At 67.5% G+C, this 12,761-nt stretch carries 12 protein-coding genes; 4 read left to right on the forward strand and 8 right to left on the reverse strand.

The genetic code is table 11. From position 1 onward, the window contains the following. The first annotated feature begins 4 nt into the window (after positions 1-4). Positions 5-493 carry a DUF2231 domain-containing protein gene (locus LY12_RS13085; protein ID WP_253856400.1) on the forward strand — a complete coding sequence of 163 codons (489 nt, stop codon included), beginning with the start codon at positions 5-7 and terminating at the stop codon, positions 491-493. A gap of 90 nt (positions 494-583) precedes the next feature. Here the strand turns inward: LY12_RS13085 and LY12_RS13090 are convergent, their stop codons facing one another. The 5 genes from LY12_RS13090 to LY12_RS13110 form a co-directional block, all read right to left on the reverse strand. Beyond that, the gene (locus tag LY12_RS13090; protein WP_253856402.1) at positions 584-1,237 is read right to left on the reverse strand and encodes a TetR/AcrR family transcriptional regulator; all 654 of its coding nucleotides are present in this window, start codon (positions 1,235-1,237) and stop codon (positions 584-586) included. Between the two features lie 27 nt (positions 1,238-1,264). Then, positions 1,265-2,407: a DUF7802 domain-containing protein gene (locus tag LY12_RS13095; RefSeq protein ID WP_253856404.1), complete on the reverse strand. Its 1,143-nt coding sequence runs from the start codon at positions 2,405-2,407 to the stop codon at positions 1,265-1,267. Beyond that, positions 2,404-3,891, reverse strand: a complete 1,488-nt coding sequence (locus LY12_RS13100) for an FAD-dependent oxidoreductase (protein ID WP_253856406.1) — start codon at positions 3,889-3,891, stop codon at positions 2,404-2,406. The genes LY12_RS13095 and LY12_RS13100 overlap by 4 nt, the downstream gene beginning before the upstream one ends. 196 nt (positions 3,892-4,087) lie before the next feature. Then, complete coding sequence (locus LY12_RS13105; protein WP_253856408.1) at positions 4,088-4,261, reverse strand: hypothetical protein; 174 nt, start codon at positions 4,259-4,261, stop codon at positions 4,088-4,090. A 305-nt stretch (positions 4,262-4,566) separates the two neighbouring features. Beyond that, the gene (locus tag LY12_RS13110) at positions 4,567-5,856 is read right to left on the reverse strand and encodes an NADH:flavin oxidoreductase/NADH oxidase family protein (RefSeq protein ID WP_253856410.1); all 1,290 of its coding nucleotides are present in this window, start codon (positions 5,854-5,856) and stop codon (positions 4,567-4,569) included. A 64-nt stretch (positions 5,857-5,920) separates the two neighbouring features. On the opposite strand from LY12_RS13110, the gene LY12_RS13115 reads away from it, so the two are divergent. After that, complete coding sequence (locus tag LY12_RS13115; protein ID WP_253856412.1) at positions 5,921-6,526, forward strand: TetR/AcrR family transcriptional regulator; 606 nt, start codon at positions 5,921-5,923, stop codon at positions 6,524-6,526. A gap of 160 nt (positions 6,527-6,686) precedes the next feature. Here the strand turns inward: LY12_RS13115 and LY12_RS13120 are convergent, their stop codons facing one another. Both LY12_RS13120 and LY12_RS13125 read right to left on the reverse strand, forming a co-directional pair. After that, a complete protein-coding gene (locus tag LY12_RS13120) occupies positions 6,687-8,063 on the reverse strand; it encodes a sodium:solute symporter family protein (RefSeq protein WP_253857355.1) in 1,377 nt (458 codons plus the stop codon). 111 nt (positions 8,064-8,174) lie between these two features. After that, complete coding sequence (locus LY12_RS13125) at positions 8,175-9,410, reverse strand: metal-dependent hydrolase family protein (protein ID WP_253856414.1); 1,236 nt, start codon at positions 9,408-9,410, stop codon at positions 8,175-8,177. A gap of 148 nt (positions 9,411-9,558) precedes the next feature. On the opposite strand from LY12_RS13125, the gene LY12_RS13130 reads away from it, so the two are divergent. Further along, positions 9,559-10,431, forward strand: a complete 873-nt coding sequence (locus LY12_RS13130; RefSeq protein WP_253857357.1) for a MurR/RpiR family transcriptional regulator — start codon at positions 9,559-9,561, stop codon at positions 10,429-10,431. A gap of 32 nt (positions 10,432-10,463) precedes the next feature. On the opposite strand, the gene LY12_RS13135 is transcribed toward LY12_RS13130, so the two are convergent. Continuing rightward, positions 10,464-11,423, reverse strand: coding sequence for an NAD(P)H-quinone oxidoreductase (locus LY12_RS13135; RefSeq protein ID WP_253856416.1), 960 nt, complete (start codon positions 11,421-11,423; stop codon positions 10,464-10,466). 392 nt (positions 11,424-11,815) lie between these two features. Between LY12_RS13135 and LY12_RS13140 the strand changes: the two genes are divergently transcribed. Beyond that, a complete protein-coding gene (locus LY12_RS13140; protein ID WP_253856418.1) occupies positions 11,816-12,733 on the forward strand; it encodes an acetoacetate decarboxylase family protein in 918 nt (305 codons plus the stop codon). The last annotated feature ends 28 nt before the right edge of the window (positions 12,734-12,761 follow it).

Raw genomic sequence — 12,761 nt, forward strand, 5'->3', positions numbered from 1 at the left:
CACCATGGACGATACCGGGACATTCTTCGGCCTACCGCTGCATCCGCTGCTCGTCCACGCCGTGGTCGTGCTGGTTCCGCTGGTGGTGCTCGCGCTGTTGTTCGCACAGTTCTGGCCGGCCGCACGCCACCGACTCGGCCTGGTGACCCCGCTCGCAGCGTTGGCCGTCGCCGTCCTCGTACCCGTCACGATCACCGCCGGGCAGGCGCTCGCGAGCGTCGTCGGCCCCTTGCCCTCGGTGCTGGAACACGAACGCTACGGGCGGATGCTGCTCCCGTGGTCGGTCGGCCTGTTCCTGGTCGCGACAGCACAATGGGGGTGGTTCCGGTGGGAAGTGGCTGCTCTCCGCCAGGCGGGCAGGCAGCGCGCAGCCATGATCGGCTCGCTGCTCCTCGGCGTCGCGGTGATCGCCGTGGCCGCCGGGAACGTGACCGTGTTGGTCCTCACGGGCCACTCCGGAAGCCGCTCGGTGTGGGGCTCGGTCATGCCGTGACCTGCTCACCCGAACGCGCGGACAGGTGCCGGAAACCTCCGATGCGCTTCTCCGCGCGGCCCTCCGGAGCAGTGGTCTCCTGCCGACCGGCTACGGCGCCGTCCGATCCTGCGTGAGGTCGCCGGGTTCACCGCGCCGTGCGGGGTGTCCACCGAGGGACGGTCCGACCCAGCGGCGGACCAGGGATCGGATCCCGTCGTCGGTGAGGGGCGGGGTCGAGGGGTACTGGAGAAACGAGATGAACAGCCGCATCAGAACCTCGGCGAGTCCCTCGAGGTCCTCGTCGGTGGTGACTCCGGCACTTGGCCAGTCCACCGGCACGTTCCGCAGGATGCGGGCGCCGAGGGCGAAGGCCGCGGGAGAGGTCGACCCGGCGGTGAAGTAGTCCGGTTCGCCCGCTTGCAGCAGCAGGCCCATATAGGGTTCGTCGGGCACGGTTCGGACTGCGAACACCACCGATTCCACCGCTGCCTCGGCGGGACTGTCGCAGGCGGCCAGGTGCTGTTGCATGCGCTCGGCGAACTCGTCGGCGCCCGCCTGCCCGACGGCCCTGAGTATCTCCGAGAGCCCCGGGAAGTAGCGGTAGACGGTCTGGCGTGTCACACCGGCCTGGGTGGCGACATCGGACAAGCTGATCTTGGAAACCTCGGTGCGCCCGATGCACGCGATCGCCGCCTCGACGATGCGACGACGTGCCTGTTCCTCGGCGCCAGGCGGGTTTCCCTGCCATCCGTGGTGACCCATGGGTGCCATCTTCCCCGAAGGCGAAGGTCAGACACCGGCAGGATCCGTCCGGTGGGTTCGGGCCCTGCGATGGAGCAGGGCGACGAGCAGACCGGCTCCGAGGAAGCAGGCGACCACGTAGGGTCCGCTTCCCGTCGGGGTGCCGTCGCGGGTGATGCCGTCCTGCGCCCCGAGGTACTGCGCCGCGAGGTACTGCGGCAGCGCCGCGGCCCAGAACACCGCCATCGCCCCGAGGTAGATCACCGGGTAGTAGCGGGCGAAGGCCGACGGTGGTTCGCCGGGCCCGCGGCCGGGGTCTCTCAGGTGCGAGACGATGATCCAGCCGCCGGCGAGCCAGATGAGGGCGAGCTCGATACCGAGGATCCACGCCCGGGCGGTGCCATCGGGTGTCGCGCCACCGAACAGGCTCGACGGAACGTTGGCGATCACCATGGCCACCGGTGTCAGGACTCCGGCCAGCAGTACGCGCAGCCCGAGGTCCCACCCTCGCCGCGGCCGGCCGTCCGCCGCTGGTGTTGCCGTCAGGCGCACGACGAGATACGTCATGGCGCCCATCGACACCGACGCGAACAGCAGCATGCTGGTCAACGGCACGGATGCCATCGCCGGATGGTTGACGATGTGGTTGTCGTCGTTCCACGTCCACCACTTCAGCTGCGGACCGACGTGATCGAAGATCTCGTAGAAGACCTGACAGGCCAGGGCCACGGCCACCGATCCTGCCAATGCACCGCGCCACCGGAAGATCCCGAGCGACCGCACGAGCTCGTAGGCCAGTTGGCTGATCATCGGATAGAACGCCACGATGTAGAGCGGCAATCGGTCCGCCATGAATCCCGCGGTGAACCGGTTGTGGGCGAAGATGAACCCGTACAGCTCGTCGAGACCGAACCATTCCGGAAAGTACAGCGGTGGTTCGATCACGAACAGATACACGAGCGAAGCGCACCACAACGCCAGGTTGACCGGATCGCCGTTGCGGTATCGGCGAACGGCATGCACCAGTGCGAACACGACTCCGCCGATGACGAGCAGTTCGAGCAGCGGCATCGTCCAGTTCGTGAGTTCCCAGGGCCAGCGGAGCGAGACCACCGAGGACACGTCGGCGCAGTCGAAGCCGAGGACGCGCGTGGCCTCCTCGGCGTGCGGTCCGCACGCCGTGTCGGTCATGGCTGCGCCCCGGCACCCGCCGGGGTACTCGCGGCGTCGGCCGGTGAGTAGTCGGTGGCGGGTGGTTCGGCCTGGGGATCGAATCCGTACGGAACCCGCTCACGCCCCAGCGCCGCGCGGATGCGATAGCGCACGAGGCCGGCGAGCACCCGCGGGTTCGTCATCATCCGGCCCAGCGATTCGTCCAGATTGAACACCTTGGAGAAATGCTCGTCGACGACGGCGTCCTCGCGGGCGGCGCCGACGATGAGGCTGAACGCGGGGCCGGAAACGGCTGCGAGAATCCGGCGTTTCCACTTGGGGAGCTGCTCCGTGCCGACCGCGCATTCGTAGCCCTGGTCCCGCGCCATCGCCAGGCGCCACGGCACCCCGAGCAGGGTGCGCTGCCTGCGCAGGAATCGCGCACAGAACTTCCCGTCGAGACGCCGGCCCCGCGAGAGGTGTTCTCGCAGCAGGAGCGCCGAATTCGCCGCGGAACTGATGCCCTGCGCGTAGAACGGGTTGAACGCGCAGATCGAATCGCCGACGAACACGAGCCCCTTCGGCGGCGTCGACCACCGGTCGAACCGGCGCCACTTGTTGCCGGTCGAACGGGTCAGGTGCACCGGCGAGGTAGGGGTGGACTGTTCCATGGCCGAGGCGAACAACGGTGTCCGCACCCTGCGGGCCGACTCGACGAACTGCTCGGTGGTGCGGGGCATCTTGTGTCCCCACGAACCCATGCAGGCGATGACACGATCACCCTCGACCGGGAAGAAGTTCACCAGGAAGTCGTGTTCAGCGGGGTGCCTGCCCTTGTCGGGGGTCGGCATGATCACGAGATGCTGCCACCACCAGGAGGACGGCCGCTGCCCGGCTGGCGGTAGGTCGTACCACCGGGAGGTGTAGGTGACCTTGGCATCGAGCGTCTGCACCGGCGGGGACGGCCAGCCTGCGGCGGCGAGCCAGTCACCCACCGAGGAACCACGCCCCATCGCGTCGACGACGAAGTCCGCATCGAGGTGCTCGTCGCCGCCGGGAGTCGAGAGCTGTACCCCGGTGATCGCTCCGTCGTGGACCGTGAGCCCGCTGACACCGACACCCTCGCGAAGTTCCACATTGGACAACCCGCGGATCTTGTCGCGCAGCACGCGTTCGATGAGGATGCGCGAACTGTAGATCATCGTCATCGCACTGCGTTTGCGCGCCGACCATCCCTCACCGTCGAGGTAGGCCGCATCCATCGAGGGCATCAGGTGGAGTCCGCCCGCGGCGATGAGTTCGTCCTCGAAACCGGGGAACAGCTTTCCGATCGCGCGCCTGCCCGAGTTCAGCAGGAAGTGCGGATGCTTGCTCTGCGGCACTCCCTGCCGATGCTCGGCCTCGGCGGGCAGTTCGTCGCGTTCCAGCACCACCACGTGGTCGAAGTGCGGCGCGAGCGCCCCTGCGCTGCACAAGCCGCCGACACTACCCCCGAGGACCACCGCCACGTTGCCGAGCACCATCGACCGACCTCCGCGTTGATCATACAGATTCTCGAAAACTGTATGATCGAACGTAGGCGGCGTCAACGCCGGACCGGATGCGCGACCTCGTCGGTCGTTCCGGCAGCGGCGGTGCCTCGTCGGGCCCGCAGGCGAAGGCGTGCGGGCCGGCCGCCGCCATCGCGGCAGGGCCGGCCCACACGGTCTCCGAGCACGGTCAGGTCCGGCCGCCCCTGCGCACGGCGGCGAACGTGGCGGCACCGCCACAGAGAAGGACACCGATCCAGCCCCAGACCGGCATTCCGTCCTCGTCGTCGGCCGCGGTCTGCCGCACCGCCTGCTGACGCTCGGGGCCATGGCCGGTGGCGCCGATGGCGCCGTGATGCGACAAGAGCTGCGACCGAATCCGCCAGTCGACGGTGGCCGGGCCGTTTCGGGATGGTGCGGCTGACCACGCCGCAGGACTTCCGTTGCAGCCCGGCAAGTTCCGACTCTTCGACATCAGCCTTTCAGAATCGCGAGCACCTTTTTCGCGGCGCTCTCGCCCGACGTCGTCGCATCGGCGAGTGACGGCATGTCCGGCCGGAGACCGGACCAGGGTGTGGCTGACGGTGCCGATACCGGGGACCGCCGTCACGCCGGGCATCTGCCCGCGTGCTGTCCGTCCACAGTGAACGAGATGCCGACTTCGGCCGCCTACCAGCGCATCGTTTCTGGGTTCGGAGTCGGCGTCGAATCGCCGGACGAGACCGAGGCTCTCTTGTTCAGCCAGTTGCGGTAACGGCGCAGGGCGCGTCGCTCCCGGGCGGATTCGCGGGCGAAGGCGAGGACAGGATGAGCTGCCGGCCGCGCCGGTCGGCCGGCGCCGATCCGTCGTAGTTGTTCCCGGACTCGCGCCATCCCGGCGGCAGAAGCCAGTGCCTTGTCCTTGATCTTGACCGGAGCGAGTTCGACCGCGGCCTCGTCGCTGTGGCGCCATTTGTTCGGCAGATCGGGGTCGACGGCAAGTGCCGTGCCCATGCCGACGAGATCGATGCCACCGGCGAGTACGTTGTCGGCCACCGGACGGCGAACGATACCGCCGGTGAGCATCAAGGGGAGAGCACTGGTACGCGCGAGTTCTTCGGCGAGGCCGAGGAAGTACGCCTCACGGGCAAGCGTCCTGTCGTCGGCGGAGCGGCCCGACATCGCGGGACTTTCGTAACTCCCGCCCGACAGTTCGACCAGGTCGACGCCCAGTGGGCGCAGCATCTCGATGACCGCACCGGCATCGGAAGCGTCGAATCCGCCGCGCTGGAAGTCGGCCGAGTTCAGTTTCACCGCGACGGCGAACGAAGGGGCGACGTTCTGCCGGACCGCGCGGACGATGTCGAGCAGCATGCGGGCGCGATTCTGCAGTGTTCCTCCCCATTGGTCGGTGCGTTTGTTCACCAGCGGGGAAAGGAACTGCGAGAGCAGATAGCCGTGAGCGGCATGGATCTCGACGCCGTCGAAACCGGCCAGTTCGGCTTGCCGAGCGGTCTCGGCGAACCGCACGACCGTCGCCTCGATCTGCTCGGGAGTCATCTCGACGGGTTCCGCCAGCCGTTTACTCTGTTTGCCGATGTCCACCTTGATCGCCGACGGGCCCCACGCGACACCGGGCATCGTGGCCATAACCTGGCGCCCGGGATGGTTGAGCTGCATCCATACCTGTGACCCGCCGCTCTTCGCCGCGAGTGCCCAGTCGCGGAACGGCTCCAGCGGGGTGCTCGCGTCGAGGACGACCCCGGCGGGGCCGGTGAGAGCTTCAGCGTGGACCATCACATTGCCGGTGATGATGAGTCCGGCGCCGCCCTGGCTCCAGCGGCGGTAAAGGGTGTGCAGCTGCTCGTCCGGCAGCTGCCCGGCGCCGGCCATGTTCTCTTCCATGGCCGCTTTTGCCAGCCGGTTCGGGATGATCGAACCGTTCGGCAGCGTCAGGGAGGTGAAGAGGGCGGGTGGCATGACATTCTCCCGACTTTCCGGTATGTTTACAGTGCTTACATAAGGCTAGGAGGCGAAGTTAGCAGTGTCAACTTCGGGGAAGAGTGGTTATCACCACGGCGACCTGCGGGCGGCCCTGATGGAGGCCGCGGTGGAGATGCTGGAGCAGGGCGAGACTTTCTCGATGCGCGCCGTGGCACGGCGTGCGGGCGTTTCCCCCACGGCCCCGTACCGCCACTTCGAGGACCGCGAGGCCCTGGAGTCCGCGGTGGCCGTCGAAGGATTCCGCGATCTGAAGACGGCACTGACGGAAGGGCGAGATGCGCCCTCGTCGGCGACCGACCTGGCCGAGAACGCCGTGACCTACGTCTCCTTCGCGCTCAGCCGGCCCGCGGTGTTCCGGCTCATGTTCGGCAACGAATGCGACGACACGAACGATCAACGTGTCCAAGCCGCAGCGGAGCTACATGAACTGCTCTCCGGCGCGGTGGGCACCGTCTTTCCGGACGCCGACGCTCCGACGCTCGGCACCGCCCTGTGGAGCCTGGCGCACGGCCTGGCCTTCCTCCACCTGGACGGCAAATTCGCGGCTACTTCATCCGAGGAGGTCGCCGCACGGGTGCGCTCCTCGTTCGACGCCGTCCTCTCGACTCACCGAGGCTCCGGGGCCGCCACCCGTGACACCGATTGAGCCCGATACCGCTCGGTCGCTTCGTGTCGTCCGTCGCTCCGGGCCGCCGTTGGTGGCCGCCCGGAGCGGACGAGTCGCACGGGATGCCGATGTGAACCTCGCCTGAGTCGGCCAGCGATCTCGGCCGGCGACGGGTGGCCTCACGCCCGCCGGCGTTCGTTCACCGGCCGCTCGCGCTCTCGTCGGACATCGGCTCGATCGCAGGCGGCCTGCTCGTGAGGCTCCCGGCCACGAGCGCGAGCACGGAAAGCGGCAACGCGATGAGCACGGAGTTCCAGTCGTGGGGCTTGTCCAGCGCGAACTCCCAGATCAGCACCGCCGCTGTGCCGACGACCATGCTCGCCAACGCGCCGACCTTGGTCACCCGCGGCCAGAAGAGCACGGCCAGAACCGCCGGGGTGACGGCCACGCCGTAGATCGTGTACGAGTGGATCTGCAGCTCCAGAACGCTCGGGAAGAAGCTTCCCAGCAGGTAGGCCAGCACCGCGATGCCGAGGACCGTCAGCCGGTGGAGCTTCAGTCGCGCCTTGTCCGAGACTTCCCGGGAAACGTGCCGTACGTAGAAGTCGTAGACCACATTGCCGGCGACCGAGAGCATGAACGACGTTCCGGTGGTGACGATGAAAGCCAGAGCTCCGGCCAGGACCATCCCGCCGATCACGGTCGGCACGACCCCCTCGGAGGCGAGGGAGAGGACGGCGGTGTCCCCGGTCTCCAGGTCGGGGAGCAGGATCGAAGCAGCCGACGCCAGAATGCCGACCGGAATCATGACGACGAACGCGCCGAAGAAGAAGCCGGCCGTCGAGCTTCGCGCCGTGCCCTGGTCCCGCGCTGCGGTCAACCGCTGGTAGAGATTCTGGTCCGCGAGAATCAACAAGAACAGCGGCAGGAAGTACCCGAGCAATTGCATCGTGGAAAGACCACCGGTGAGCGATTGCGACGATGCGGAAAGCTGGTCCCAATAGTCCGCGGGGGATCCGATCTGGGAGATCACGATCGGCACACTGACCAGTAGCGCCACCACGATCAGCAGTGCCGAGGCAGCATCGGTCCAGGCCACGCTGAGCAGGCCACCACCCACGGCGAGGAACGTGACGACGCCGGCCACCAGGAGGGTGGCCTGCGTCTGCGACAGCGGCGTCAGCAGGCTGATGATGTGCCCGCCCCCGATGAACTGGTAAGCCGTGATGCCGACGTAGGCGAGCAGGATGACGACCGCACCCAGCATGCGTACTCCGACGCCGTAACGCGCCTCCAGCAGCTCCGGCACGGTGTACGTGGACCGTGCTCGGATCTTGGCCGCGGCGAAGTAGAGCACCACGATGCCGAGTGGGGTGGCGGCGGAGAACAGGAACGACGCGAGCGGTCCGTAGTTGTAGGCGAAATTCGCGCCGCCGACGATTGTTCCGGACCCGACCCAGGTAGCCAACAGCGTACCGACCAGGACCGGCCGCGGAAGGGCACGCCCGGCGAAGATGAAATCGTCGCCGGTACTGACCCGGCTCGACCGGGAGAAGTAGGCGCCTATCAGGAGCATCACAACGAGGTAGCCAATGAGAATGGCCAGATGAGCGGTCTGCACGGTTCCTCCGAGGGTCCCGGAATCGGCCCGAGGTCGATATCGCCCTGGCCGGATTTCAGATGGCGGTCAGGGGCATCGGCCGACGACGATCCGGCCGCCCTGAATGACGTAGCGGTGGGTTTCGGCAGAGTTGACGAGCACCTCCAGGTCCTCCAGCGGGTTTCCGTCGACGACGAGGAGGTCGGCGTGGGCACCGCCGGCGACCACTCCGACCTCACCCTCCATCCCGAGCAGACGGGCGGCGTCGGCCGTCGCCGACCGGACGACGTCGGCGGCGGGCTGGACCTGTCCGCGGACGCGGAATTCGTGGAGCTGGTAGGCGCCCATCGCACCGAGCAGATCGGTGCCGTAGGCAAGGTTGACCCCGGCTCGATGCGCCTTCTCCAGTGCACCGAGGCCTGCGTCGAGCACTTCGTAGACCTTGCGATGAGAGCCGGGCGGAAGACCGTACTTCGGTCCGTCCGCGGCAAGGCGGTCGTAGGTGATCAGCGTGGGCACCAGCCAGGCGTCGTGCTCCAGGAACAGTTCGACGCTCGAGTCGTCGAGCAGGTTGCCGTGTTCGATGCACCGCACGCCGTTCGCCAGTCCTCGGTTGATCGCCCTGGCGTGGTACGCGTGCCCGGTGACGTACCGGTTGGCGTTCGTCGCCTCCTCCACGAAGGCCCGAATTTCTTCCTCGGAGTACTGCACAGCGCTCACCTCGTCGTTCGGTGAGGCCACCCCGCCCGAGAGCATGATCTTGATGTGGCTGGCGCCCTTGCGCAGCTCGTCACGGGTGACACGCCGCACCTCACCGACACCATCGGCGATCCGGCCTCCGCCGACCTTGGTCTGACAACACGGAACCGAGTCCTCGTCGCGGGTACGGAAGTCGCCGTGTCCGCCGGTCTGACTGATGGCGCTGCCGCCGTACACGATCCGGGGACCGGTGATGATCCCTTCCTCCACCGCCTGTGCCAGGCCGTGGTCGGCACCTCCGGTGTCGCGCACGGTGGTGAACCCACGTTCGAGCATGGCGGCCAACCCCGATGTGGCTCTGGCGGTCCGATAGGACGGCGACCAGCCGGCGACCGCGTGCGCGTCGGCCGAGGTCAGTACGGCGTGCACGTGCGCATCGATCAGACCGGGCAACACGGTGGCCCCGCCGAGCCGCAGTACCGGCACGCCGTCGGGCACGGTGGGCGCCCGCCCGGTGCCGACATCCGCAATGCGGCCGCCCGCCACCTCGATCCATGAGCTGTCGGAAAGATCCGCCGTCTCGGGGTCGAGGACGTGCGCCTCGGTGAGCAACAACCTGGTCATCTGGCACTTCCCTTGTCCGCCGCACGTGGTGGTCACCACACGATCGACGCAACATTAAGATGCATGACCAGTGATTTGCAATAGTTGTTGCGCATCGATCGTTGCGCCATGCCTCCGCCGCCCCCGGGACCGCTTAGAGTGGGCATCGATGTCCGTTGAAACCTGGATCGATGAGTTCGTTCGTCAGAACCCGCTGGGAACGCAGGCGTCGCGGGTCGTCCAGGTGCTGAACTCACAACCCCGATTCGCGTCGTACGCCACTGCGCGCGACCTCGCCGACCGAGCAGGGGTGAACATCTCGACGGTCACGCGAACGGCACAGGGACTGGGGTTCAGCGGTTGGTCCCATCTCCAGCTCGAGCTCCGCAACCGGTATCTGGGGGGCCTCGGCGCGAGCGAAGTCCTCACCGAACACGCGGATTCAGCGGGCGATCCCGTGCAGTCGGCCTTCCAACAGGATGCTGACAACATCGCCCTCGCAGCCCGGACCGTGGACGTCGAGACCATCCGCGCGGTGGCCGACACGATTCGCCGGTCCGGACGCACCTTGATCATCGCGTCCGGCAGCTTCCTGGCACCCGGCATCGTGCTCGCCCACATGGCCAGTTTCATGCGGATCGACATCGCGTGTGACGGCACGGGCGGCACCGTCCGCGTCAATCAGATCCTCAAGCTCGGCCCGGGCGACTGTCTCCTCGTCGTCAACGTCTGGCGTCTGCCGCGAGAGATCCTCGAGGCCACCCGGCTCGCGAAGGACCGTGGCGCAACGATCTGTGTCATCACCGACCGGCGCTCCACGCCCCTGGCGGCCGCCGGCGACCACGTCGTGGTCGTCCCCAGCGAAGGCTCCTCACTCTTCCCGTCGATGGCCGCGGCACTGACCACCGCGCACGCCATCGCCGCCGAAATCGCCGCGTCGGACACCGAGGGAGTACGCGCCGCGCTGGCCGAATGCGAGGATGCCTGGCATCGGCTCGACCTGATGGAAGATCAACCCATCCGCGACCGGCCGGCACCGTAGGGGCGTCGTCGCCGGTCCCGGAGAGGAGAGCGCTAGCCGGTCACCAACAGAATCTTGCCCATGTGCAGGCCCGCTTCCATCAACCGGTGAGCCTCGCCGGCCTCCGCCATGGGAAGAACCCGGTCGACCACGAGTTGAACGGCTCCACTCTCGACCATCGGCCAGACCTTGTTCTGGACATCGGCCACGATGGCCGCCTTCTGCTCCGGGGGCCGCGTACGCAACGTCGTGCCGTGCACGGAAGCGCGCTTGAAGACCAGCTCCGCGAGGTTGAGCTCCGCGGTCAGCCCATCCTGGAGACCGATGACGACCAGACGTCCGTCGGCCGCCAGTGCCCGGACGTTCCGTTCGAGGTACCGGCCGCCGACCACGTCCAGAATGACGTCGTAGGGGCCGTGTTCGGCGAAGTCCTGAGTGCGGTAGTCGATGGTCATGTCCGCGCCGAGTTCGCGAGCCCGTTCGGCCTTCTCGGGGCCGCCGACGGTCGTCACGACACGCGCACCCAGTGCCTTGGCGATCTGGATCGCCGCGGTACCGACACCCCCGGTGCCACCGTGCACGAGGAAGGTCTCACCCTCCTTCAGGCCGGCGGCCAGGACGAGGTTGGACCACACCGTGGCGACTGCTTCCGGCAAGGCTGCCGCCTCGATCAACCCGACCCCCTGCGGCACCGTCAGCAGTTGCCCCGCGGGCACGGCGACCTTCTCCGCATAGCCGCCTCCCGTCAACAGCGCGCAGACTTCGTCGCCGACCTGCCAGCCGGTCACCCCCTCACCGAGAGCGCTGATGCGTCCCGAAACCTCGAGCCCCGGATACGGCGACGCCCCCGGCGGCAGCGGATACAAGCCCGTCCGCTGCATGACGTCGGCGCGGTTCAACGCACTGGCCACCACATCGACGACGACTTCCCCATTGGCCGGCACCGGATCGTCGACCTGCGTCCACTCCAGAACCTCCGGCCCACCGGGTTCCGTGATCGTGACTGCCTTCATGACGACTCCGTTCGAAGCGCGATCCACAAGATGTTGACAGTGCACACATTAGGCGACAAAGTGAGCACTGTCAACATGACGTACCGACCGGACATGGCATCGCGCCCCGGCTTCTCCGGATCGGGCCGCGAGCGCCGGGTGGACAGGACCGAGGAGGCGGCGTGCTCGATGGATGCATCCGAATCGCCGTGACGCGTTGACGTATAAGCACCGTCGGCTTCGGGTATCTGGATGACCGAGGTCAGCGACGCTGTCACCACCACGGCCGAAGGCTGACACTCAGTCGTGTTTACGCCGGAGTCGGCGGGTTCAGCCTTGGTGTTGACAGTGCTTACATTTTCGGGCTAACGTATGTGAGCACTGTACACATTGAGGCGAGGGAGCAACCCGCGATGGCATCGACACATCAGGACGCGGTCGAGGTCGATCTGGGAGGCCGTGCGGTCACGGTGCCGAAGGGCGGCCTGTTCGACCGGTACCGGATGGACCCCGATCTCGACGAGGTCGCTCGCGATCCCCGGGTCAGCAGCGTCGATTTCTTCCGGCGCCTACCCAAGACGAGGGTCGATTCGCCGATCGGTCCGACTCTGACTCCGAACTTCTACTACCGCATGTCCTCGGCGCGACTGACGATGCTGGCCCGTTCCCGTGCGATCCGCGCCCGGCTGCCCCGGGAGCTGGCGCCACTGGAAGTCGTCCCGGGCGTCGGGTTGGCATCGGTGATCTTCTTTCGCTACGAGGTGTGCGACATCGACTTCTACACCGAGGCCGCCGTCGGTGTCGCCGTGCGGCCTGCCCGACACGGCCGGCTCCGGGCCGTCGACCTCGCCGCAGCCCTGAAGAACGACCATCTGGACTCCTACGTGCTGTCGCTTCCGGTCAACACCGACATCGCTCAGGTCCGCGGTCACGACGCCTACGGATTTCCGAAATGGGTGACCGAACTCGACGTGGACATCGACTCCCGCCGCGCCACAGGACGGGTGGCGGGCGACGCCGGCGAGACAGACCTGGCGTTCTCCGCGCCGACCCCCGCGCAGCATCGGTACCCCAGCGGCGAGCGCGTGTCGAGCCTCACGTCGTACACCTCCCTGGCCGGGGCATGGCACTCGACCCTGAGTCAGACCAACGTGCTCTCAGCCGGCAGCGCGACACTTCCTCGCGGTGTCGACCTGCAGCTCGGTAAGGGCCGGATGACCGACGATCTGCGCTCTCTTGAGCCGATTCGCACGATCCGGCTGGACGTGATCACCGAAGGCCAACTCGCCTTGCACCTGCCCGTTCCCTACTCGGTCCCCGAAGCGGCCTGACCGGCCGGCCGCAACCGACAGCTACGGA

The sequence above is a fragment of the Prauserella alba genome (assembly GCF_024171735.1).
In the GTDB taxonomy this organism is placed as follows: domain Bacteria; phylum Actinomycetota; class Actinomycetes; order Mycobacteriales; family Pseudonocardiaceae; genus Prauserella; species Prauserella alba.

What these genes read in the sequence shown, in the direction of transcription:
- LY12_RS13085 (WP_253856400.1), top strand. Translation starts at nt 5, where the DNA reads ATGGACGATACCGGGACATTCTTCGGCCTACCGCTGCATCCGCTGCTC.
- LY12_RS13120 (WP_253857355.1), bottom strand. Translation starts at nt 8,063, where the DNA reads ATGCTCCTGATAGGCGCCTACTTCTCCCGGTCGAGCCGGGTCAGTACC.
- LY12_RS13135 (WP_253856416.1), bottom strand. Translation starts at nt 11,423, where the DNA reads ATGAAGGCAGTCACGATCACGGAACCCGGTGGGCCGGAGGTTCTGGAG.
- LY12_RS13095 (WP_253856404.1), bottom strand. Translation starts at nt 2,407, where the DNA reads ATGACCGACACGGCGTGCGGACCGCACGCCGAGGAGGCCACGCGCGTC.
- LY12_RS13125 (WP_253856414.1), bottom strand. Translation starts at nt 9,410, where the DNA reads ATGACCAGGTTGTTGCTCACCGAGGCGCACGTCCTCGACCCCGAGACG.
- LY12_RS13110 (WP_253856410.1), bottom strand. Translation starts at nt 5,856, where the DNA reads ATGCCACCCGCCCTCTTCACCTCCCTGACGCTGCCGAACGGTTCGATC.
- LY12_RS13140 (WP_253856418.1), top strand. Translation starts at nt 11,816, where the DNA reads ATGGCATCGACACATCAGGACGCGGTCGAGGTCGATCTGGGAGGCCGT.
- LY12_RS13130 (WP_253857357.1), top strand. Translation starts at nt 9,559, where the DNA reads ATGTCCGTTGAAACCTGGATCGATGAGTTCGTTCGTCAGAACCCGCTG.
- LY12_RS13100 (WP_253856406.1), bottom strand. Translation starts at nt 3,891, where the DNA reads ATGGTGCTCGGCAACGTGGCGGTGGTCCTCGGGGGTAGTGTCGGCGGC.
- LY12_RS13090 (WP_253856402.1), bottom strand. Translation starts at nt 1,237, where the DNA reads ATGGGTCACCACGGATGGCAGGGAAACCCGCCTGGCGCCGAGGAACAG.